This is a genomic window from Micromonospora sp. URMC 106 (genome assembly GCF_051386395.1).
In the GTDB taxonomy this organism is placed as follows: Bacteria; Actinomycetota; Actinomycetes; order Mycobacteriales; family Micromonosporaceae; genus Micromonospora.
Window position 1 is genome coordinate 43033 of sequence record NZ_JBPQTP010000012.1, and the last position, 20627, is coordinate 63659.

Below are 20627 nucleotides of genomic sequence, written 5' to 3' on the forward strand. Positions count from 1 at the left end.
CCCGCCGGCCCCTCACCGGGGACGGGGCCACGGACAGCGGCTACCGACCCTCCTCCTTGACCCGGGGCACCGGGCGACCGTTGGCGCAGCGCACGGTGACCACGCTGCGGCTCCCGGCGGAGACCAGCTCGACCCGCACCTCCCGCGCCGGGCCCGGCGCGTACGCCTCGACGTGGTGGCCGGCGGCGGGCGCGACGTCGACCACCTCGGCGAGCTTCCCGTCGCAGCGGACCGTCACCACCCCGCCCCGGGAACTCACGTCCGTCCCCGGCGGCCGCATGGGGGACGGCTCGACGCCGCCGGTCGGCACCGGCGCGCTCGGGCTCACGCCGGTGGGGCCCGACGCGGTGGGCGCGACCGGTCCGGGGCTGGACCGACCGGCCGCCGTCGCGGACCCGGCCGGCGGGCCGGCACCGGGGGCGGCCGGCCGCTTCGGGGCGTCGGCGGTGACCGGCAGGGCGACGCTGGTGGACCCCACCGTGCCGGTGCCGATGCCGGTTCGGGGCTCGGCGGCCGCGCCCGGCCGTCGGACCGAGGGGTCGCCGAGCGTGCCGGCCACGGCCACCACCCCGACCACCGCCGCGCCCAGCGCCATCAGCACCCGCGAGCTCCGCCTCGACCGCCAGCCCCGCCCCGACCGCCAGCCGCGGCGCGCCGGGCGGACGTCGGCACCGGCGGCCGGCGCCACGTCGTCCCCGGCGGCCGGCGCCACGTCGGCACCGGGCGACCCGCCGGGAGGCCGCACCGGCCCGTCCTCCGGCCCCGCCGCGGTGTCCCCGTGTCCCGCCGCCGGAAGGTCCGCGGGCCCGAAGGGCGCGTCCAGGTGCGCGACCGGAACGTCCGCGTCCCACGCCGCCGGGTCCGGCATCCGGGTCAGCGCCCCGGCGAGGACGCGCGCCGCGTCGGCGGCCGAGGGCCGGTCGCCCGGGGCCTTCGCCAGGCACCGCCGGTACAGCCGGCCGATCTCGGGCGGCACGCCGTCGACCTCCGGCAGCGGGCCGGGCTCGGCGTACGCGTGGGCGCGCAGCATCCCCGTCTGCGTCTCGCTGTGCCACGGCAGCCGACCGGCGAGCACCTGGTGCACGAGCAGGCCGAGCGCGTAGACGTCGGAGGCGGGCAGCACCTCCCCGGCGGCGAGCCGCTCGGGGGCCAGGTACGCCGGGGTGCCGAGCAGCCGCCCCTCGAAGTCGATCTCGGGTGTGCCGGCGACGGCGGCGATGCCGAAGTCGACCACCTTCGCCCCCGTCGGGGTGAGCATGACGTTCTCCGGCTTGACGTCGCGGTGCACCAGCCCCTGCGCGTGGGCGGCGGCGAGGCCGGCGGCCACGTCCGCGCAGACCCGCAGGGCGTCCCGGGGCGGCAGCGGCCCGGCGGCGAGCCGCTGCGCGAGCGTACGGCCGGTGAGCAGTTCCATGACGACGAAGGGCACCCACCGGCCGAAGAGGACGGACTCCCCGTAGTCGTAGACGTTGGTGACGTTGGGGTGCGAGAGCCGGGCCGCCGCCTTCGCCTCGTCCTGGATCCGCCGCCGCGCCGGGGGGTCCGCCGCCACCAGCACCTTCACCGCGACGTCGCGTTCCAGCACCTCGTCGTGCGCCCGGTGGACCACGGACATGCCGCCCTTGCCGAGACGCTCGCCGAGCCGGTAGCGGCCCGCGAGCAACTGATCACGCTGCACAGCGGACAGCCTGCCCCACCGCACCGCCCGACACCACCCACGTGCGGACCGTGTCCGCCGCGGCGCGGTCAGTCGGTCCGTTCGGCCAACCCGAACGGCAGGAGGGCGACGGCCGACGGTCAGGGGCGGGCGGGCGGCGTCCAGCCGAAGCGGGGCGGGCGGCGCTCGTTGACGGCGGCGACGCCCTCGCGGGCCTCGCCGCTGGCCCGAACCTGCCCGTGCCACCAGGCGATCCGGTCCTCGTCCGCCCGACCGTCGATGATCTCCTTGGCCGCCGCGACGCTGAGCTGCGACCGGGCGACCACGGCGCCGGTGATCTCGTCCACCCGGGCGGCGAGGCGGTCGACCGGCGGCACCTCGTCGACCAAGCCGATCCGCAACGCCCGCTCGGCGTCGATCAGCTCGGCCGTGAAGAGCAGGTGCTTGGCCGCGGCCGGACCGACCAGCCGGGCCAGCCGGCGGGTGGTGGGCGCCGGGTACACCAGGCCCAGCCGCGCCGGCGGCACGCCGAACCGCGCGTCGGCGGCGGCGATCCGCAGGTCGCAGGCGACGGCGAGCTGGCAGCCACCGCCCACGCAGGCGCCCCGGACGGCGGCGACGGTCGGCTTGGCGAAGGCGGCCAGCCGCTCCTCGGCGGCGACCGCGAGGGTGAGGTCGCCGCCGTCGAAGAGGTCGTCCAGGTCACCCAGGTCCGCGCCCGCACAGAAGGTGCCCTCGGCGCCCGTGAGCACCAGCGCCCGGACGGCGGGGTCGGCCTCCAGGCCGTCGAGCAGTTCCGGCAGCCGCCGCCACATCGCGGTGGTCATCGCGTTGCGCCGGGCCGGGTTGTGGATCACCACCGTGGCCACCGCACCCGTCACCCCGACGAGGAGTTCCGCGTCCGCCACCGTCACCACCCCTTCGTCCCGGCCGTGCCGCCGGCCCGCCGCGCCGGCCGCCCGGATCGGCGGCGCCGGTGCGGCGACCATAACGGCGGGGGCCCGGCGACCACCCGGGCGGGGTGGCCGCCGCCAGGTCAGCTCCGGGGGAACATCTGGCCGATACGGATCTTGTTGCCGAACGGGTCGCGGATGCCGAAGTCGATCCCGTACGGGCGCTCCATCGGCTCGTCGGTGATCTCGACGCCCTTGGCGACCAGGTCCTCGTACGTCTTGTGCGCGTCGTCGGTGGTCATGAAGAGGAAACCGCCCAGCGCCCCCTTGGTCAGCAGCTCGCGGACCTGCTCGGCGGTGGCCGGGTCCAGCGCCGGCGGGCCGGGCTTCTCCAGCAGGATCTCGCGGTTCGGGTCGCCGGGGACGTTGACCGTGAGCCAGCGCATGAAGCCGAGGTCCTGGTCGGTGTTGACCTCCAGGCCGAGCTTGCCGACGTAGAAGTCGAGGGCCTCGTCCTGGTCGAGGACGTAGATCTGGGAGCGGGTGATCGCGTTCATCGTCATGCCGAAGACGCTACGGGCCGGCCCTCACCTGCTGCTTATCCAAAACTGCTGGGCCGGGTCCAGGCCTTGGCGAAGCAGCTCGGCACGGTCGCGGCGATCGGGGCCTTGCGCCTGCGGTACTCCGACGGCGGCTCGCCGACGATCTGCCGGAACGTGCGGCTGAACGTGCCGAGGCTGGAGAACCCGACGGCGTAGCAGATGTCGGTGACGTCCCGGTCGCTGTGCAGCAGCAGGTACATCGCCCGCTCCACCCGCCGTCGCTGCAGGTAGCGGTGCGGGGTCTCGCCGAAGGTGGCCCGGAAGGTGCGGATGAAGTGCGCCTCCGAGACGTACGCGATCCGCGCCAGCGCCGGGATGTCCAGCGGCTGGTCGTACGCGCGGTCCATGGCGTCCCGGGCCCGCAGCATGGCCCGGTTCGCCTCCTCCGTCGCCCTGCTCACGCCGCCCAGCATAGGCGCGGGTCCGCGCGGGTGGACGGCACCGTGCGGCGCGCCCCCGGGCCGGGCACGCCACCGCACGCGCCCGCCAGCGGGGGATCGACGGTCGCGGCTCTAATTCGGATGCACCGCCACAAACACCGCGGTACGGTCCGGCGATGCGTGATGCGGACGGATACTTCGGCGAAGAGGTGGCGGCGCGCTACGACGACCCGGCGGACGCGATGTTCGACCCCGACCTCGTGGCGACGACGGTCGACGTGCTGGCGGACCTCGCCGGCGGGGTCGCGCCCTCGAACTGGGCGTCGGGACCGGGCGCGTCGCGCTGCCCCTCGCCCGCCGCGGCGTACCGGTGCACGGCATCGACCTGTCCCGGGCGATGGTCGAACGGATGCGGGCCAAGCCGGGCGGCGACGCGATCGGCGTGACGATCGGTGACTTCGCCACCGCGAAGGCCGAGGGACCGTTCTCCGTGGCCTACCTCGTCTACAACACGATCATGAATCTGACCACCCAGGAGGCCCAGGTGGCCTGCTTCCGCAACGTCGCGGGGCAGCTCGCGCCCGGCGGTCGCTTCGTCGTCGAGGTCCTGGTGCCCGAGCTGCGCCGGCTCCCACCCGGCCAGACCGTCGTGCCCTTCCACGTCGGCCCGACCGGGTGGGCGTACGACACCTACGACGTCGCCACCCAGGCGACCAGTTCCCACTACGTGCGCATCGTCGACGGTCGCGGGGAGTACCGGTCGATCCCCTTCCGGTACGTGTGGCCGTCGGAACTCGACCTGATGGCCCAGCTCGCCGGGCTGCGACTGTGCGACCGCTGGGACGGCTGGACGCGGGAGCCGTTCACCAGCGAGAGCCGCCAGCACGTCTCGGTCTGGGAGAAGCCCGCCGACTGAGCGCCGGCCCGGCCCGGTCGCTCCCGGCTCCCCGCCCTCCGCGCCAGCCGCCGGGCATCAGGCGTGACGGCCGCAGAGCGCCAGCGGCAGCGGCCGGCGCGCGCCCAGGCGGCGGCGCGCGCGGCCCGTTCAGGGCCGCCTTGAAGACGTACAGAAACTTTGAACCACTTCGCCGGCAGCCGGTGTCCGACTCCGGTTGATGGTTGACACTGCGGCCTCGGTTGATGCTTGACGTTGCGGCGGTGTGCGGCCGCCTCCGCCATGTAAGCGAGGTAATAGCGGTGACGGTCTTTGGCTCGACGGCAAGGATGGTGCGTCGAGGGGGTGCGACCGCGGATGGCGCTCATGGATGGCACAGATCAACAGCATCGACCCGTCGCCCTGGTGACCGGTGCCGGCCGCAGCGCGGGCATCGCTGCATCACTGGTGTCGAAGCTGGCTGAGACCGGCTGGGATGTCGGGTTCACTTTCTGGACCCCCTACGACGAGAGGATGCCCTGGGGAGCAGATCCCGACGCCGTGACGCAGCTCAGGGACCGGGCCGCCAAACACGGGGCGAGAACTGCGGCGATCGAGGTGGATCTCAGTGACCCCAAAGCCGCGGCTGACATCTTCGAGGCTGTGGAGCGTGAGCTGGGGCGGGTCACCGCGCTGGTCCTCGCGCACTGCGAGAGCGTCAACTCGGGGCTGCTCGACACCACCGTCGACAGCTTCGACCGTCACTTCGCGGTCAACGCCCGTGCGAGCTGGCTCATGATTCGGGAGTACGCCCAACGGTTCCAGGGGACTCATGGCACGGGTCGCATCGTCAGTCTGACCAGTGACGCTACCGTCGGCAACCTTCCCTACGGAGCCAGCAAAGGCGCTCTCAATCGGATCACCCTGGCCGCTGCCCAAGAACTGGCCCACCTCGGCGTGACCGCCAATGCCATCGACCCGGGCCCGACCGATACCGGCTGGATGACTGCAGAGATCAAGGCATCCGTCCTACGGACCACGCCGCTCGGACGACTCGGGCGCCCACAGGACTGCGCGAACCTCGTCGCGTTCCTGTGCTCACCCGACGGGGGCTGGATCAACGGCCAACTACTACACAGCGACGGTGGCATCTCCTAACCGGGATGTGCTTCGACCATGACCAAGGCGTCAAGCATCCTGCGACGCCGTTCCGTCAACCATCATGTGAGACCAGGCATCGCCGGCAGCCGGCCGCCAGCTTGACTACTGGAACCGGCCGAACTCGGCGTAGTGCGGTTGGTCATCGTCGAGTGCGTCAAATGCAGCTCGCACCCTGCGTGCCATGGACGGCCGGAGAAGCGGCACCGCGTCGTCGTAGGCCAGGAACCGTGGACCCTTGAGTTCGTCGTCGGTCGTCGGCGCGCTCATCGGTGTACCAACCGGCGGCCTCGCCTGGGTCCTCGTTCGTGTGTGGCCGGTGCTGCGGCTGCTGTGGTGGTGGCTTCCCGAGATCGTGCTCACCACCGCCGCCATCACCTTCTGGGTACAACTGGCCGACCACACTCCCGGCCCGGTGACCCTCGCGGTCGTGGCCCTGGTCGTCGGCGTCCCCGCCGCCATCCCGGCCACCCGCCGCGCCCTGGTCGCCTGGACCTGGGTCTTCGTGGTCCGCCACCGCCTGCGCGTGTGCTTCGCGCAGTTCATCATCGCCAACCAGTCCGGTTCGCTTCCGCTGATCCTCTGGGCCAAGCCCACCCCTGTCGATGAGCGCGTCTGGGTCTACCTACGCCCCGGCCTCTCGATGAGCGACCTGGAAGGGCGTCTCGACCGCATCGCGGTCGCCTGCCACGCCTCCACCGCTCTGGTCGAGCGGGCCTCGGACGGCAACGCCGCGTATCTGCGGTTCGACATCAAGCGCCGCGAGGTGCTCACCGCTCAGGTGGGCTCCCCGCTCGTCGACGTCATCACCGGCGACGCCCCCGCCACCGACCGGCCCTCGCCGGTCCTGCCGACGGCTCTGGACCTGCCCGACGTCGACGCCCCCACCATCACCCTGCCCACCCAGGGCAACCGGCCGCGAACTCGGAACGGGGCACCCCGATCGAGCCCACCAACCTCAGTCGCTCGTTCGCCCGGCTTCGGGAGGCCGCCGGCCTGCCTGGTGTCCGCCTGCACGACCTACGGCACACCGTCGTGTCGCTGCTGATGGAGCTGGGTGTGCCGCCACACGTCGTGCAGGCCATCGCTCGGCACGCCGACGTGAAGATCACCCTCAGGGTCTACGCCCACGCCAACCTCGACGCGATGCGTCAGGCGCTCGGCAAGCTCGACGGGCGGCTGTCATGACCCCGGCTGCTGTGAACCGGCCGGCTCGCGACAGTGCCCGGCGAGGAATGCCTGATGGAATTGGAGCCCCCGGCCGGGATCGAACCGGCGACATCTCGCTTACAAGGCGAGTGCTCTGGCCAGCTGAGCTACAGGGGCGCGTGGCGTCGACGTCAGCATAGCGACTGACGTCCGGATTTCCCCCTCGGCAGGCCCCGCGAGCACGGGAAACGTCGTCATCTCGGACCTGCCCGCCAAGCGTCCGGGTCGATTGATGTCTCCCCGTGCCCGAGTGCCCGGAATGCGTATGCCATCCGTCCCACCCGATGCTCCCCGTCTTGGCAGGATACGGAAAGCCGTTTACCGTGCAGTGACACGGATGACACCTCGATCATCGGCGCGTCGCCCGTGGGCCGGCGCACGCACGTGCCGGCCGCTCCTTCCACTCGGATCGTCCGGCACGTTCCTGCCGGTGAAAGGAAGCACCTGACCATGGCTACGGTCACCTACTCCAAGGCGTCCCGGATCTACCCGGGCACGGAGCGTCCCGCCGTCAACCAGCTCGACCTGGAGATCGGCGACGGCGAGTTCCTCGTCCTGGTCGGCCCCTCCGGTTGCGGCAAGTCCACCAGCCTGCGCATGCTCGCCGGCCTGGAGGACGTCGACCAGGGCTCGATCTACATCGACGACCGGGATGTCACCCACCTGCCGCCGAAGGCCCGCGACATCGCGATGGTCTTCCAGAACTACGCCCTCTACCCGCACATGACGGTGTACGAGAACATGGCGTTCGCGCTCAAGCTGCGCAAGACCTCGAAGGCCGAGATCGACCGGCGGGTCAAGGAGGCGGCCGGGCTGCTCCAGCTGGAGGAGTTCCTCAACCGCAAGCCGAAGGCCCTCTCCGGCGGTCAGCGCCAGCGGGTCGCGATGGGCCGGGCGATCGTCCGCGAGCCGCAGGTCTTCCTCATGGACGAGCCGCTGTCGAACCTCGACGCGAAGCTGCGTGTGCAGACCCGTACCCAGATCGCGTCGCTGCAGGCCAAGCTGGGCGTCACCACGGTCTACGTCACGCACGACCAGATCGAGGCCATGACCATGGGCCACCGGGTGGCGGTCATGCTCGACGGCGTCCTCCAGCAGGTCGACACCCCGCGGGCGCTCTACGACACCCCGGCCAACGTCTTCGTCGCCGGCTTCATGGGCTCCCCCGCCATGAACATCAAGACCGTGCCGCTGAACGAGCGGGGTGCCGCGTTCGCCGAGATGCACATCCCGCTCACCCGCGAGCAGGTCGAGGCCGCCCGCGCCGAGGGCGGCGACGGCAAGGTGACCGTCGGCTTCCGGCCGGAGGACTGCGACCTGGTCAGCCCGACCGAGGGCGGCATGCCGGTCGTCGTCGAGCTGGTCGAGGACCTCGGCTCGGACGCCAACGTCTACGGTCACGCCGCGCTCGAGGGCAACAACGAGCGCTTCGTGGTCCGCACCGACCGGCGCACCATGCCGAACATGGGCGACACCGTGTTCGTCAAGCCGCGCGAGGGCCGCAGCCACGTGTTCAACGCGGCCACCGGCAACCGCATCTGACGTACGACGAGAGGGGGTGTCCGCCGGTCGGTGGACACCCCCATCGTCGTCTCCGGGCCGGCATCCGGGTTGTCACCGAAGCGCCGCCGCGCCGGCCCGGCATAGGTTCGACGCGACTCGTAGCGAACCGAGGAGCCCGTGCCGACCATGGTCCACACCCCGCCCCAGGCCCCTGTGTCACGCGCTGGCAGCGGGTACCGCCTGGGCCGCTCGGCGATCCGGAGCCTGCTCTACTGCGCGGCGCTGGTCCCGGTCGCCGTGGCCGCGCTACCGGCCGGGCTGCTCGGTCGGGGGCCGTCGGTCGCCGGGTGGTGGGGCGCCCTGCGCGCCCGCCTGCGGGGCCGGCCGGATGTGGAGCCGGCAGGTCGGCCGGGGCCGGTGGCCGTCGTCAACCACGCCGTGCTGAGCCTGCTGCTGGGCGCCGCCGCGCTGGTGCCCCTCGGGGCCACGCTGCTCACCGTGGCACGCGGCGCCCTGTACGGCTTCGTCGAGCCCGGCCCGTTCGACGACGCGTGGGGCGGTCCGACCCTGGCCGGCGCCTGGCTCGCGCACTTCCTGATCGGCATCCCGTTCGCGCTGGCCGGGCTGGCCGCGCTGGCCGGCATCGCCGCGATCCACCAGCGGCTGACGCTCGCTCTGCACGGCGCACGACGGGCGCCCTGGCTCATCCCGGCCACGGTGGTGGTCGCCCTGTTCGGAGCGTTGGTCATCTTCGCCTGGAGCCGGCAGCTGTAGGACCCACGAACGAGCGAAAGGGGCGGCCCGCCACCGGCGGACCGCCCCTCTGCCGTGTCAGCGGGCTCAGCCCTCGGCGGCCCGGCGGCGCGCCACCTCGGCGAGGGTGACCGCGGCGGCGACGCTGGCGTTGAGCGACTCGACCTCGGAGACCATCGGGATGCTCACCGTGAGGTCGCAGGTCTCGCCGACCAGCCGGGAGAGCCCCCGGCCCTCGGAGCCGACCACGACGACCAGCGGGCCGACCGCGGCCTCCAGGTCGTAGAGGTCGGTCTCGCCGTCGGCGTCCAGGCCGACCACCACGAAGCCGGCGTCCTGGCACGCCTTGAGCGAGCGGGTCAGGTTGGTCACCTGGGCGACGGGCACCCGCGCGGCCGCGCCGGCGCTGGTCCGCCAGGCGGTCGCGGTGATCCCGGCGGCACGCCGTTCGGGTACGAAGACACCCTGCGCGCCGAAGGCGGCGGCGGACCGGATCACCGCGCCGAGGTTGCGCGGGTCGGTCACCCCGTCCAGCGCCACCAGCAGCGGGGCGGTCTGCTCCAGCGCCGCCGCGACGAGGTCCTCGAAGGGCTCGTACGCGAACGGCGGCACCTGGAGCCCGACGCCCTGGTGCAGGACGCCGCCGGTCATCCGGTCCAACTCGGCGCGGCTGATCTCCAGGATGGCGATGCCCCGGTCGGCGGCCGTCCGGACGATCTCGTTGACCCGGTCGTCGATGTCGATGCCCTGGGCGGTGTAGAGCGCGGTCGCCGGCACCTGGGCGCGCAGCGACTCCAGCACCGGGTTCCGCCCGACCAGCAGCTCCGGGGTGTCCTTCGACGGGTTGGACTTGCGGCCCGGCGCGACCCGGGGGCCGCCGCGGCCGGCCGGCCGACCGCCCCGGCCGACGGTGCCGCGCCCGCCGCCCGGCGCGCCCCGGCCACCGCCCTTGCCCCAGGTGGTGTCCTTGCTGCCCGGCTGACCGATCTTGGGGGCGCGCCCCTCCTCGGCCGCCGCCCGGCGCTCCTTCTCCTGCTTCCAGGCGGTGCGCTGGGGCAGCTTCTCGGTGCCCGAGTACGCCTTGTGCCAGGGCCGCTCGTCGGCGGGCAGGGTCCTGCCCCGCCCGGCGAGGGCGTCCTTGTTCTTGCCACCGGAGCCCTTCGGGGCTCCCGCCTTCGGCGTCAGTCGCCGGCCACGGCGCTGCGAGTTGCCGGCCATCAGTCCTGCTCTCCAATAGTCCAACGGGGGCCCTGGGGGGTGTCCTCCACCACGACGCCGGCCTGCTTGAGCTGGTCGCGTACCGCGTCGGCGGCGGCCCAGTCCTTGCGACCGCGGGCCTGGGCACGCTGCTCCAGGGCCAGCGCGATCAGGGAGTCCACCACGGCGCGCAGGTCGTCCGCGCGGCCGCCACCGGTCCACGCCGGGTCGAGGGGGTCGACCCCGAGGATATCCAGCATGGCGCGGGCGGCGGCCAGCGCCGTGCGGACGGTCACATCGTCGCCGTCGGTCAGCGCGGTGTTGCCGTCGCGAACCACCTCGTGCAGGACGGCGAGCGCGGCGGAGGTGTTCAGGTCGTCGTCCATCGCCGCCGCGAACGCGCCCGGCAGCTCGCCGAGCTGGCCGGCGCCGACGCGCTCGACGGCCCGCTGCACGAAGCCCTCGATGCGGCGGTACGCGACGGCCGCCTCCCGCAGCGCCTCCTCCGAGTAGTCGATGCGCGAGCGGTAGTGCGCGGCGGCGTAGTAGTAGCGCAGCTCCACCGGGCGCACCCCGAGCGAGTCGACGTACGTCAGGTCGAGGGCGTTGCCGAGCGACTTGCCCATCTTGGCGCCGCCGATGCTGAGCAGCCCGTGGTGCACCCAGTAGCGGGCGAACGGCAGCCCGGCCGCCTGCGACTGGGCGATCTCGTTCTCGTGGTGCGGGAAGGTGAGGTCCAGCCCGCCGCCGTGGATGTCGAACTCGGCGCCGAGGTAGCGCCAGCACATCGCCGAGCACTCGATGTGCCAGCCCGGCCGGCCCCGCCCCCACGGCGACGGCCAGTAGGCGTCCGCCGGCTCGTCGGGCTTGGCGCCCTTCCAGAGCGCGAAGTCGCGCGGGTCCCGCTTGCCCCGGTCGGGCGCGTCCCCCGCGGACTGCATCGCGTCCACCGACTGGTTGGACAGCGACCCGTAGGCCGGCCAGGAGCAGACGTCGAAGTAGACGTCGCCGGAGCCGTCGGTGGCCGGGTAGGCGTGCCCGTCGGCGATCAGCTTGGCGATCAGCTCGTGCATCTCCGGGATGTGCCCGGTGGCCCGCGGCTCGTACGTCGGCGGCAGCACGTTGAGCGCCCGGTAGGACTCGGCCAGGACCAGCTCGTTGGCGTACGCGATCGACCAGAAGGGCCGCCCCCGCTCCACCGCCTTGACCAGGACCTTGTCGTCGATGTCGGTCAGGTTGCGGATGAAGGTGACCTCGTAGCCGGCGGCGAGCAGCCAGCGGCGCAGCACGTCGTAGTTGACGCCGGAGCGAAGGTGACCGATGTGCGGCGGGGCCTGGAGGGTGAGACCACACAGGTAGACCCCCACCTTGCCGGCTTCCCGCGGGACGAAGTCCCGCACCGATCGAGTGGCGGTGTCATACAGGCGTAGCGTCACCGTACAAGGGTAGCCGTCCACGCTTTCCGGGGTCGGCCGGAGCCGGGTCGTACGCTGCTCGGCGTGGACACGACGGCGCGGGGCGGGGAGACGGCGCAGACCCTGGACCGGGGGCTGCGGCTGCTGCACCTGGTCGCCGACGCGCCGGGCGGGCTGACCGTCACCGAGGCGGCGAACCGGCTGGGCATCGGCCGGGCGGCGGTCTACCGGCTGGTCAGCGCGCTGACCGCGCACGGGATGCTGCGCCGCGACGGCGACGGCCGGCTGCGCCTCGGCGCGGGGGTGCTGCACCTGGCCCGGCGTGCCCAGCCGCTGCTGGCCGAGGGGGCGCTGCCGGCGCTGCGCCGGCTCGCCGAGCAGGCCGGCGCGACCGCCCACCTGACCGTGGTCGAGGGCGGCGAGGGAGTCGCGCTCGCCGTGGTGGAGCCGAGCTGGACGTCGTTCCACGTCGCGTACCGGACGGGGGCGCGGCACCCGCTGGAGCGCGGGGCGGCCGGGCGGGCCATCCTCGCCGGCCGGGCGGGCGCCGCCGGCCCGGTGAGCACCGCCGGGGAGCTCCAGGCCGGGGCGTACGGGGTGGCCGCACCGGTGCTCGGCGTGCCGGGCCTGGAGGCCAGCGTCGGGGTCGTCGCGCTGGCGCCGCTGGACAGCGAGACGGTCGGCGCCCAGGTCCTCGCCGCCGCCACCGCCATCGCCGCCGCCCTCTCCTGACCGCCCGCCGACCGCCGGCCCACGGCCGCTCGCCGGCCAGCGGTGGCTCACCGGAACACGGCCCTCGCCGGCCCACGGCCCTCGCCGGCCAGCGGCGGCTCACCGATCCGCGGTGGCTGACCGGCCCGCGGTGGCTCGCCGGCCAGCGGGCCCTTACCACATCCGCCGGTCGTCGTGGTGGTCGTCCACAGCGGGCCGCCCGGCAGGCGGGCCGGCTCGTCCACAGGGGCGTCGGGGCGGGCGGAGTGGCCGCGACGCTGGTCCACATGCCACCCTCACCGCACCGGCCCAGCGCCCTGGCCTGGCAGGTCTTCCGAGGCTCCGACGCGATCCGGCGCGGCCTCGTCACCGAGCACCAGCTCCGCAGTTCCGCCTGGACGCGTCTGCGCCACGACGTGTACGCCGATGCCCGGCTCGACCGCGATCACGCCCTGGCGTGCCGGGCGGCCACCCTTCGCCTGCCGCCCGAGGCGGTGGCCGCCGGCCCCTCGGCGGCGTACCTGCACGGCGTCGCGCATGCCGCCGCCTTCACCGACGACGTGCACGTCCTCCTGCCCAGGACGATCCGGGTGAGCCCCCAGCGCGGCCTGCGGGCGCACTCCGTGGGGCCGCCCACGACGCCACCGTCCGCACCGGCGCCGGTCGCCGACCTGTCGCGCGACCGGCCCCACGCGTCCGCCCGTCCGACCGACGACGCGATGACGGCGACACTGCGGACCGCCGGGCCACCGCCCAGGACGGCGCCGGCCGCGGCGGCGTGGGAGACGGCGGTCTGGTTGGAGCCGCTGCGTGCGGTCGGGATCGTCGACGCCCTGCTCGGACAGGGCCTCACCAGCCGCGACGAGCTCGCCGAGACCGCCGACCGGAACGCCGACCGACCCGGCGGCCGGCGGGCGCGCTGGGTATTCGACCTGGCAGATCCGGACGCCGGGTCGCCGGCCGAGTCGCAGCTGCGGGTCCGGTTGGTGCTGGCCGGGCTGCCGCGCCCGGTCGCCCGGCACCCCGTCGTCCTGGCCCCGGGGCTGGTCCTGCGTCCCGACCTGGCCTGGCCGCGATACCGGGTCGCCGTCCGGTACGCCGGACGCCGACACGTCGACGCCGACCACCCGCAGCTCGACCACCCGCAGCTCGACCAGCTCGCCGCAGCGGGCTGGCTCGTGCTGTCCGCGACGAGCCGACGCCTGCGCCAGGAGTTCCCGGCCCTGCTGGTCGAGGTCCGCGCCGCCCTGGCGGCCCGCGGCTGGCGGAACTGACCCGCCTGCCGGGCCCTCAGAGGCCGAGGGGCTGCCCGACGGCGGTGTCAGCCGCCGCGTCTCCCCGAGTACGGCCACCCGCCCACCGGTCACCGCCGGACGCAGGTCGGGCAGGGTCTCGTCGGCGTCGAACACCACCGTGGTCAGCACGACGACGGTTTACGACAGGGCGGCCTCGGTGGGTCGCGGCTCCGGGTGCTCCTCGGCGCGGGGCGCGCGCAGCTCGTCGACGCGCACCAGTGCGACACCGGCCACGATCAGGGCCCCGCCGAGGAGCTGCACGACGGTCGGCAGCTCGCCCAGCACCAGCCAGGCGATGAGGACCGCGAACATCACCTCGGTCAGCCCGACGAACGACGACAGCCGGGCTCCGAGGATCCGGGCCCCGGCGATCCCGGCGAGGTACGCGACCACCGCGGCGACCAACGACAGGCCGGCGATCGGGAGCAGCCAGCTGGTGCGCTGCCCCGCGAACGTGACCTCACCGAAGGTGGCCCGCAGCGGCAGCGCCCCGACCGCCCCGAGCAGCAACAGGACGGCCGCGCCGACCGCCATGCCGCCGCTGGCCAGCGCCACCGAGGGCAGACCCTCGTCGACCCGCCCCGCGAGCACGAAGTAGCCGGCGAGGCCGACCCCGGCCCCCAGCCCCCAGAGCACGCCCACCGGGTCGAGCCGGGTGGCGCCGGTCAGGTCGAGGACGAAGAACAGGCCGGCGAGGGCCGCCACCGAGCCGGCCACGGTCAGCCGGCGGGGGCGCTGCCCGTGGACCAGCCACATCCAGCCCACGACCAGGATGATGCCGAGGTACTCCAGCAGCAGCGCGACGCCGACCGGCAGGTAGCGGACCGCGTTGAAGAAGCAGACCTGTGCCGCCGCGACCCCGAGCAGCCCGAACACGCCGATCGTGGCGAGGTTGCGCCGCAGCACGTCCCACTTGCCGCGCAGCGACAGCGCCGCCGGGATCGCCACCACCAGGGAGGCGATGCCGACCCGGGCGACCACGGCGGCCTCGGCGGACCACCCCGCGTCGATCAGCGACCGGGCGAACGTGCCGGAGGTGGCGAAGGTGACGGCGGAGAGCAGGGCGAGGCCCAGGCCGAGCCCGGCGGCGGGTGGTTGGCGCATCGATCCGCTCCTAGCTGTCATCAGTCAATCGTCGGTATGCTCATGACGCTAGGTCGGCCCCCCGACAGGAGTCAAGTTGCTCTTCGCCCATGACACGGACTGCTCCCTGATCGCGGCCGCCGCGCTCGTCAACACCGACGGCCCCGATGGCGACGGCCTGCCCGACATCGCCGCCCTGGACGCCTTCTACCTCGCGCACGCCTACACCGGCCGGCACGAGCACACCGAGGCCGAGCTGCGGTCGGTCCGCGACCTGCGCCCCCGGCTACGCCGCATCTGGTACGCCGACACCGACGAGGTCGTCGCCGTCGTCAACGGGCTGCTCCGCGAGAACCACGCGCTGCCGCAGCTCATCAAGCACGACGACGAGCCGTACCACTTCCACGCCGTGCCGCGCGACGCGCCGCTGGCGGCCCGGATCGCCGTGGAGGCCGCGATGGCGGTGGCGGACCTGGTGCGCTACGGCGAGCTGAGCCGGCTGCGGATCTGCGACCACCCGGACTGCGCGAACGTGCTGGTCGACCTGTCGAAGAACCGCTCCCGCCGGTTCTGCGACGCGGGCTGCGGCAACCGGGCCGCCGTCACCGCCTACCGGGCCCGCAAGGCCGCCACCCGCCCCTGAACCGGCTGCCGTCCTGAAGCGACCTGGGGCCGACACCCGGCCAGGGGCGGCACCGCTCAGGGGTGGGTCATGCGGAGCAGGTCGAGCGCCTCGTCGAGCTGGGTCTCGCTCAGCTTGCCGGAGTCGACGTGCCCCCGGGAGATCACCACCTCGCGGATCGAGACCTGCCTGGCCAGCGCCTCCTTGGCGATCGAGGCGGCCTCGTCGTACCCGAGGTAGCGGTTGAGCGGGGTGACGATCGACGGCGAGCCCTCCGCGTACGCCAGGCAGACCTCGGCGTCCGCGACCAGGCCGACCACGAGGCGGTCGGCGAAGAGCCGGCTCGACGCGGCGAGCAGCCGGATCGACTCCAGCAGGTTGCGGCCCATCACGGGGAGCATGACGTTCAGTTCGAAGTCGCCCTGCGAGCCGGCGAAGCCGACGGCTGCGTCGTTGCCGATCACCTGGGCGCAGACCTGCCGCATCGCCTCGGCGACCACCGGGTTGACCTTGCCCGGCATGATCGACGAGCCGGGCTGGAGGTCGGGAATGCGCAGCTCGCGCAGGCCCGCGCGCGGGCCCGAGCCCATCCAACGGATGTCGTTGGCGATCTTGTAGAGGCCGACGGCGATCGTGCGCAACTGCCCGGAGGTCTCCACCAGGGCGTCCCGGGCGCCCTGCGCCTCGAAGTGGTTACGCGCCTCGGTCAGCGGCAGCCCGGTCGATCCGCGCAGCTTCTCGATGACCTTCGCGGCGAAGCCGAGCGGGGTGTTGATGCCGGTGCCCACGGCGGTTCCGCCGAGCGGCAGCTCGGCCAGCCGGGGCAGCGCGCCCTCCAACCGCTCGATGCCGTAGCGCACCTGGGCGGCGTACCCGCCGAACTCCTGCCCGAGGGTCACCGGGGTGGCGTCCATCAGGTGGGTACGCCCGGCCTTGACCACCGTCTCGAACTCCGCCGCCTTGCCCTCCAGCGCCTCCGCCAGGTGGGCCAGCGCGGGCAGCAGGTCCCGCGCCACGGCCTCGGTGGCGGCCAGGTGGATCGACGACGGGAAGACGTCGTTGCTGGACTGCGAGGCGTTCACGTCGTCGTTCGGGTGCACGTCCCGGCCCAGCTCGCGACTGGCCAGCGTGGCGATGACCTCGTTGGTGTTCATGTTGGACGACGTGCCGGACCCGGTCTGGAACACGTCGATCGGGAACTGGTCGTCGTAGCCGCCGTCGGCCACGTGCGCCGCCGCGGCGGCGATCGCCGCGGCCACGTTCGCGTCGATCACGCCCAGCTCGCCGTTGACCTCGGCCGCCGCCCCCTTGATCTGGGCCAGCGCCCGGATCTGGGCCGGCTCGATCCCCCGGCCGGAGATCGGGAAGTTCTGCACCGCGCGCTGTGTCTGGGCCCGCCACAGCGCCTCGACGGGCACCTCCACCTCGCCCATCGAGTCGCGTTCGATCCGGTAGCCCGTCGCCTCTGGAGTCGTCACGCGTACCATCCTGCCGCGCCGAGCGCCGGGCCGCAGATGATCGCACTGACCGTTCCGTCACATCTCGCCGGCCTGCCCAAAGCCACGCTTACAGGCATGCGTCCGGCGGCCTGTGGACGATCAGTGGCGGGTACGGCGGCGGAAAACGGGGCCCCCAAAGAATTCAAAGAACTTAAGATCGTGGAACTCTCACGTCACGGAGGTCCATTTGCCCGACCCACGGAGTCCCATCAGTTCGGCCGCCCGGCGCACGCGCCGGATCCTCCCCACCGCGGGGTTCGCCGCCCTCCTGATCACGACCAGCGCCCTGGTCCTGACCGCTGGGCCGGCAACCGCCGGGGCGAGCCGGTTCATCCTGCCGACCAGCGGCAGCTGGACCGACGCCCGTCAGCCGTCGACCGCTTCCGCCGAGACCGACGGCACCGTGCCGGTCGGCACCTGGGAGTCCGACGACGACAAACACACCTCGCGGGCCTACTTCACCTACAACCTCTCCCCGTTCCAGGGCAAGCAGATCATCCGTGCCCTCGGTGTCACCGAGGAGACGGCGGTCAACGACTGCTCGAAGCCACGCGAGATCGAGCTGTGGCGGACCGACGTACCGACCAGCGCACCGACCTGGGAGACGTCGCCCGCGGTTCGAGAGAAGGTTGCTGACATCGCGCCGACCGCTCCTTGCCGAGGACAGCTGGAAGTGCCGCTCACCGAGGCGGTACGGCAGGCGGTCGAGGCCGGACAGACCTCGATCACCTTCATGGCGCGGATCGCCGGAGACCACGAGGAGAAGCTGCCGTACGGCCGCTGGATCAGGGAACTCGGCATCTCCATCGAGGCGAACACGCCGCCGGACGTACCGACCGACCTGGGAGTCAGCGGGTCCCCCTGCGCCGACGGGCTCTACGTCGGCACGACCACGCCGTACCTGGCGGCGAAGGTCACCGACCCCGACGCGGTACCGCCGAACACCGAGCCGGTGACCGCCACCTTCGCCTGGTGGCCGGTGAGCGACCCGACCGGGCGGACCGAGTGGACGTCCCCGGCCAAGGCCGCCGGGTCGGTCTTCCGGTACGACGTCACGGCCGGTCAGCTGGTCGACGGGACGTACGCCTTCGCCGTCCGCGCCACGGACGGGGCCGGCGGCACCTCCCCCTGGTCGCCGGAGTGCCGGTTCACCGTCGACACCACCAGCCCCGCGCAGCCGACGGTCAGCTCCACGGACTACCCGGCCGGCGACGGGTGGTACGGCGGTCCGGGCATCCCGGGCCGGTTCACCTTCTCGGCCGGCGGCGACACCGACGCCGTGGGATTCCGGTACACCCTCATGTCCGGGCCGGCGATCTACGTGGCCGCCGACGCGCCGGGCGGCTCGGCGACCGTCACCATCACGCCGGACCGGGACGGGCCGATGACGCTGAGCGTCGAGGCGGTCGACGCGGCCGGCAACCGCTCCCCGGCCACGAGCTACGGGTTCCGGGTCCGCACCACCAGCCCGACGATCACCGACGGCGACCCGACGGCCGGGTACGGCCAGCCGCGCACCCTGACCTTCACGCCCCGGATGGAGGACGTCGTCGAGTACACCTACCGGCTCAACGACGGTCCCGAGCAGACCGTGGCCGCGGTCGCCGACGGCACGGCCACGGTCACGATCACGCCGGCCAAGCCCGGCTACAACGACGTGTACGTCCGCAGCCGGACGGCCGGCGGCCTGCCGTCGGGTGAGGGCACCTACCGCTTCTACCTGGCGACCAAGCCCACGGTCAGCTCCGTCGAGTACCCGATCAACAAGTTCCAGGGGGCGGTCGCCGGCACGCCGGGGACCTTCGTCTTCCAGCCCGGCATGCCCGGGGTGACGGAGTTCGTCTACTCGTTCGACGGGCTCCCCGCCCAGACGGTCGCGGCGGGCGCCGACGGCTCGGCGTCGGTGGGCTACACCCCGACGACCGCCGGGCTGCACCGGATCACCGTGTACACCCGCACCGGCGACGGGATCGTGTCGGAGACCTTCAGCGGCACGTTCTACGCCAGCCGGGCGAGCTGACGTACGGAAACGACGAGGGGCGCCGGGCTGCTGCCCGGCGCCCCTCCCGCGTACGCGAGGTCAGCGGCGGCCGACGGTCAGCACCGGCTTGGTGACCTCGGCGAAGAAGTCGTTGCCCTTGTCGTCGACCACGATGAAGGCCGGGAAGTCCTCCACCTCGATCTTCCAGACCGCCTCCATGCCCAGCTCCGGGTATTCCAGGACCTCGACGTGCTTGATGCAGTCCTGGGCGAGCCGGGCGGCGGGGCCGCCGATCGAGCCGAGGTAGAACCCGCCGTGCTGCTGGCAGGAGCGGGTGACCTGGGCGGAGCGGTTGCCCTTGGCGAGCATCACCTGGGAGCCGCCGGCGGCCTGGAACTTCGCCACGTACGCGTCCATCCGGCCGGCCGTGGTCGGGCCGAACGAGCCGGACGCGTAGCCCTCCGGGGTCTTGGCCGGGCCGGCGTAGTAGACGGCGTGGTCACGCAGGTACTGCGGCATGGGCTCGCCCGCGTCCAGCCGCTCGGCGATCTTCGCGTGGGCGATGTCGCGGGCGACCACCAACGGGCCGGTCAGCGACAGCCGGGTCTTCACCGGGTACTTCGACAGCTCGGCGCGGATCTCGTCCATCGGCCGGTTGAGGTCGACCTTGACGACCGTCTCGGCGTCCAGCGTCTCGTCGGTGACGTCGGGCAGGAAACGCGCCGGGTCGGTCTCGAGCCGTTCCAGCCACACGCCCGACGGGGTGATCTTGGCGACCGCCTGCCGGTCCGCCGAGCAGGAGACGGCGATCGCCACCGGGCAGGAGGCGCCGTGCCGCGGCAGCCGGACCACCCGCACGTCGTGGCAGAAGTAGCGGCCGCCGAACTGCGCCCCGATGCCGAAGTTGCGGGTCAGCTCCAGCACCTCCGCCTCCAGCTCCAGGTCCCGGAAGCCGTGCGCGGTCATCGAGCCGGAGGTGGGCAGCGTGTCGAGGTACTTGGCGCTGGCGTACTTGGCGGTCTTCAGCGCGTACTCGGCGGAGGTGCCGCCGATGACGATGGCCAGGTGGTAGGGCGGGCAGGCCGAGGTGCCGATGAGCCGCAGCTTCTCCTCCAGGAACTGCATCATCCGCGTGGGGTTCAGCAGCGCCTTGGTCTCCTGGTAGAGGTACGACTTGTTGGCCGAGCCACCGCCCTTGGCCATGAAGAGGAACTTGTACGCGTCGGGGTGGCCGTCCGGGTCCTCCGCGTAGAGCTCGACCTGCGCCGGCAGGTTGCTGCCGGTGTTGCGCTCCTCCCACATGGTGAGCGGGGCGAGCTGCGAGTAGCGCAGGTTGAGCCGGGTGTATGCCTGGTAGACGCCGCGCGAGACGGCCTCGGCGTCGCGGCCGTCGGTGAGCACGTGCCGGCCGCGCTTGCCCATCACGATCGCCGTGCCGGTGTCCTGGCACATCGGCAGGACGCCGCCGGCCGCGATGTTGGCGTTGCGGAGCAGGTCGAGCGCGACGAAGCGGTCGTTCGGCGAGGCCGCCGGGTCGTCGATGATCGACCGCAGCTGGGCCAGGTGCGCGGGGCGCAGGAAGTGCGCGATGTCGTGCATCGCCTCGGCGGTCAGCGCGGTGAGCGCCGTCGGCTCCACGGTGAGGAACCGGCGACCCCCCGGACCGTTGACGACGTCGACGCCCTCGTCGGTGACCAGGCGGTATTCCGTCTGGTCGGGACCGGTCGGCAGCAAGGGAGCGTACGAGAACGCGGCGGCACTGCTCATGAGCGGAAAGCCTAGGGCAGAAGGGTCG

General features: G+C 73.2%; 19 protein-coding genes, 1 tRNA gene and 1 pseudogene. 10 read left to right on the forward strand and 11 right to left on the reverse strand.

All coding sequences use genetic code 11. The annotated features are described in order from the left end of the window. Window positions 1-40: 40 nt before the first annotated feature. The 4 genes from ACSNOB_RS06275 to ACSNOB_RS06290 form a co-directional block, all read right to left on the reverse strand. Window positions 41-1678 (reverse strand): protein kinase domain-containing protein, encoded by a 1638-nt coding sequence (locus ACSNOB_RS06275; protein ID WP_436685673.1) that lies wholly within the window; start codon window positions 1676-1678, stop codon window positions 41-43. Window positions 1679-1797: 119 nt separating this feature from the next. Then, window positions 1798-2571 carry an enoyl-CoA hydratase/isomerase family protein gene (locus ACSNOB_RS06280; protein ID WP_436685712.1) on the reverse strand — a complete coding sequence of 258 codons (774 nt, stop codon included), beginning with the start codon at window positions 2569-2571 and terminating at the stop codon, window positions 1798-1800. A gap of 122 nt (window positions 2572-2693) precedes the next feature. Next, window positions 2694-3113: a VOC family protein gene (locus ACSNOB_RS06285; protein WP_393106148.1), complete on the reverse strand. Its 420-nt coding sequence runs from the start codon at window positions 3111-3113 to the stop codon at window positions 2694-2696. Window positions 3114-3148: 35 nt separating this feature from the next. Continuing rightward, the gene (locus ACSNOB_RS06290; protein ID WP_436685674.1) at window positions 3149-3565 is read right to left on the reverse strand and encodes a helix-turn-helix domain-containing protein; all 417 of its coding nucleotides are present in this window, start codon (window positions 3563-3565) and stop codon (window positions 3149-3151) included. A 283-nt stretch (window positions 3566-3848) separates the two neighbouring features. On the opposite strand from ACSNOB_RS06290, the gene ACSNOB_RS06295 reads away from it, so the two are divergent. The 4 genes from ACSNOB_RS06295 (at window position 3849) to ACSNOB_RS06310 (ending at window position 6752) form a co-directional block, all read left to right on the forward strand. Continuing rightward, entirely contained in the window at window positions 3849-4448 is a 600-nt protein-coding gene (locus ACSNOB_RS06295; RefSeq protein ID WP_436685713.1) for a class I SAM-dependent DNA methyltransferase, read from the forward strand. Between the two features lie 336 nt (window positions 4449-4784). Continuing rightward, on the forward strand, window positions 4785-5564 hold the full coding sequence (locus tag ACSNOB_RS06300) for an SDR family oxidoreductase (RefSeq protein ID WP_436685675.1): 780 nt from the start codon (window positions 4785-4787) through the stop codon (window positions 5562-5564). Between the two features lie 238 nt (window positions 5565-5802). Continuing rightward, window positions 5803-6612, forward strand: coding sequence for a hypothetical protein (locus ACSNOB_RS06305; RefSeq protein ID WP_436685676.1), 810 nt, complete (start codon window positions 5803-5805; stop codon window positions 6610-6612). Continuing rightward, the gene (locus ACSNOB_RS06310) at window positions 6507-6752 is read left to right on the forward strand and encodes a tyrosine-type recombinase/integrase (protein WP_436685714.1); all 246 of its coding nucleotides are present in this window, start codon (window positions 6507-6509) and stop codon (window positions 6750-6752) included. Before ACSNOB_RS06305 ends, ACSNOB_RS06310 begins: the two co-directional genes overlap by 106 nt. A 61-nt stretch (window positions 6753-6813) precedes the next feature. Here the strand turns inward: ACSNOB_RS06310 and ACSNOB_RS06315 are convergent. Continuing rightward, window positions 6814-6890 (reverse strand) — tRNA-Thr (locus tag ACSNOB_RS06315). A gap of 333 nt (window positions 6891-7223) precedes the next feature. Between ACSNOB_RS06315 and ACSNOB_RS06320 the strand changes: the two genes are divergently transcribed. Both ACSNOB_RS06320 and ACSNOB_RS06325 read left to right on the forward strand, forming a co-directional pair. Further along, window positions 7224-8315 carry an ABC transporter ATP-binding protein gene (locus ACSNOB_RS06320; protein ID WP_393106154.1) on the forward strand — a complete coding sequence of 364 codons (1092 nt, stop codon included), beginning with the start codon at window positions 7224-7226 and terminating at the stop codon, window positions 8313-8315. A 138-nt stretch (window positions 8316-8453) separates the two neighbouring features. Continuing rightward, complete coding sequence (locus tag ACSNOB_RS06325; RefSeq protein ID WP_436685677.1) at window positions 8454-9050, forward strand: hypothetical protein; 597 nt, start codon at window positions 8454-8456, stop codon at window positions 9048-9050. A 66-nt stretch (window positions 9051-9116) separates the two neighbouring features. Here ACSNOB_RS06325 and rlmB read toward each other — a convergent pair whose 3' ends face one another. Both rlmB and cysS read right to left on the reverse strand, forming a co-directional pair. Continuing rightward, window positions 9117-10247 (reverse strand): 23S rRNA (guanosine(2251)-2'-O)-methyltransferase RlmB, encoded by a 1131-nt coding sequence (gene rlmB / locus ACSNOB_RS06330; protein WP_436685678.1) that lies wholly within the window; start codon window positions 10245-10247, stop codon window positions 9117-9119. After that, window positions 10247-11662: a cysteine--tRNA ligase gene (gene cysS / locus ACSNOB_RS06335; RefSeq protein ID WP_436685679.1), complete on the reverse strand. Its 1416-nt coding sequence runs from the start codon at window positions 11660-11662 to the stop codon at window positions 10247-10249. The genes rlmB and cysS overlap by 1 nt, the downstream gene beginning before the upstream one ends. Window positions 11663-11725: 63 nt before the next feature. Between cysS and ACSNOB_RS06340 the strand changes: the two genes are divergently transcribed. Further along, window positions 11726-12373: an IclR family transcriptional regulator gene (locus ACSNOB_RS06340; protein WP_393106162.1), complete on the forward strand. Its 648-nt coding sequence runs from the start codon at window positions 11726-11728 to the stop codon at window positions 12371-12373. Between the two features lie 266 nt (window positions 12374-12639). Next, window positions 12640-13626: a hypothetical protein gene (locus ACSNOB_RS06345; RefSeq protein ID WP_436685680.1), complete on the forward strand. Its 987-nt coding sequence runs from the start codon at window positions 12640-12642 to the stop codon at window positions 13624-13626. A gap of 38 nt (window positions 13627-13664) precedes the next feature. On the opposite strand, the pseudogene ACSNOB_RS06350 reads toward ACSNOB_RS06345, so the two are convergent. Both ACSNOB_RS06350 and ACSNOB_RS06355 read right to left on the reverse strand, forming a co-directional pair. Beyond that, a pseudogene (locus ACSNOB_RS06350) lies at window positions 13665-13776 on the reverse strand (HAD family hydrolase); the annotation flags it as partial. A gap of 9 nt (window positions 13777-13785) precedes the next feature. Then, entirely contained in the window at window positions 13786-14751 is a 966-nt protein-coding gene (locus ACSNOB_RS06355; protein ID WP_393106166.1) for an EamA family transporter, read from the reverse strand. A gap of 76 nt (window positions 14752-14827) precedes the next feature. On the opposite strand from ACSNOB_RS06355, the gene ACSNOB_RS06360 reads away from it, so the two are divergent. Then, the gene (locus tag ACSNOB_RS06360; RefSeq protein WP_436685681.1) at window positions 14828-15373 is read left to right on the forward strand and encodes a CGNR zinc finger domain-containing protein; all 546 of its coding nucleotides are present in this window, start codon (window positions 14828-14830) and stop codon (window positions 15371-15373) included. A 56-nt stretch (window positions 15374-15429) separates the two neighbouring features. Here ACSNOB_RS06360 and ACSNOB_RS06365 read toward each other — a convergent pair whose 3' ends face one another. Next, the gene (locus ACSNOB_RS06365; protein WP_393106170.1) at window positions 15430-16839 is read right to left on the reverse strand and encodes a class II fumarate hydratase; all 1410 of its coding nucleotides are present in this window, start codon (window positions 16837-16839) and stop codon (window positions 15430-15432) included. A 199-nt stretch (window positions 16840-17038) separates the two neighbouring features. On the opposite strand from ACSNOB_RS06365, the gene ACSNOB_RS06370 reads away from it, so the two are divergent. Continuing rightward, window positions 17039-18871 (forward strand): hypothetical protein, encoded by a 1833-nt coding sequence (locus tag ACSNOB_RS06370; RefSeq protein WP_436685682.1) that lies wholly within the window; start codon window positions 17039-17041, stop codon window positions 18869-18871. Between the two features lie 60 nt (window positions 18872-18931). Here the strand turns inward: ACSNOB_RS06370 and ACSNOB_RS06375 are convergent, their stop codons facing one another. Next, on the reverse strand, window positions 18932-20599 hold the full coding sequence (locus ACSNOB_RS06375) for a fumarate hydratase (protein ID WP_436685683.1): 1668 nt from the start codon (window positions 20597-20599) through the stop codon (window positions 18932-18934). Between the last annotated feature and the right edge of the window lie 28 nt (window positions 20600-20627).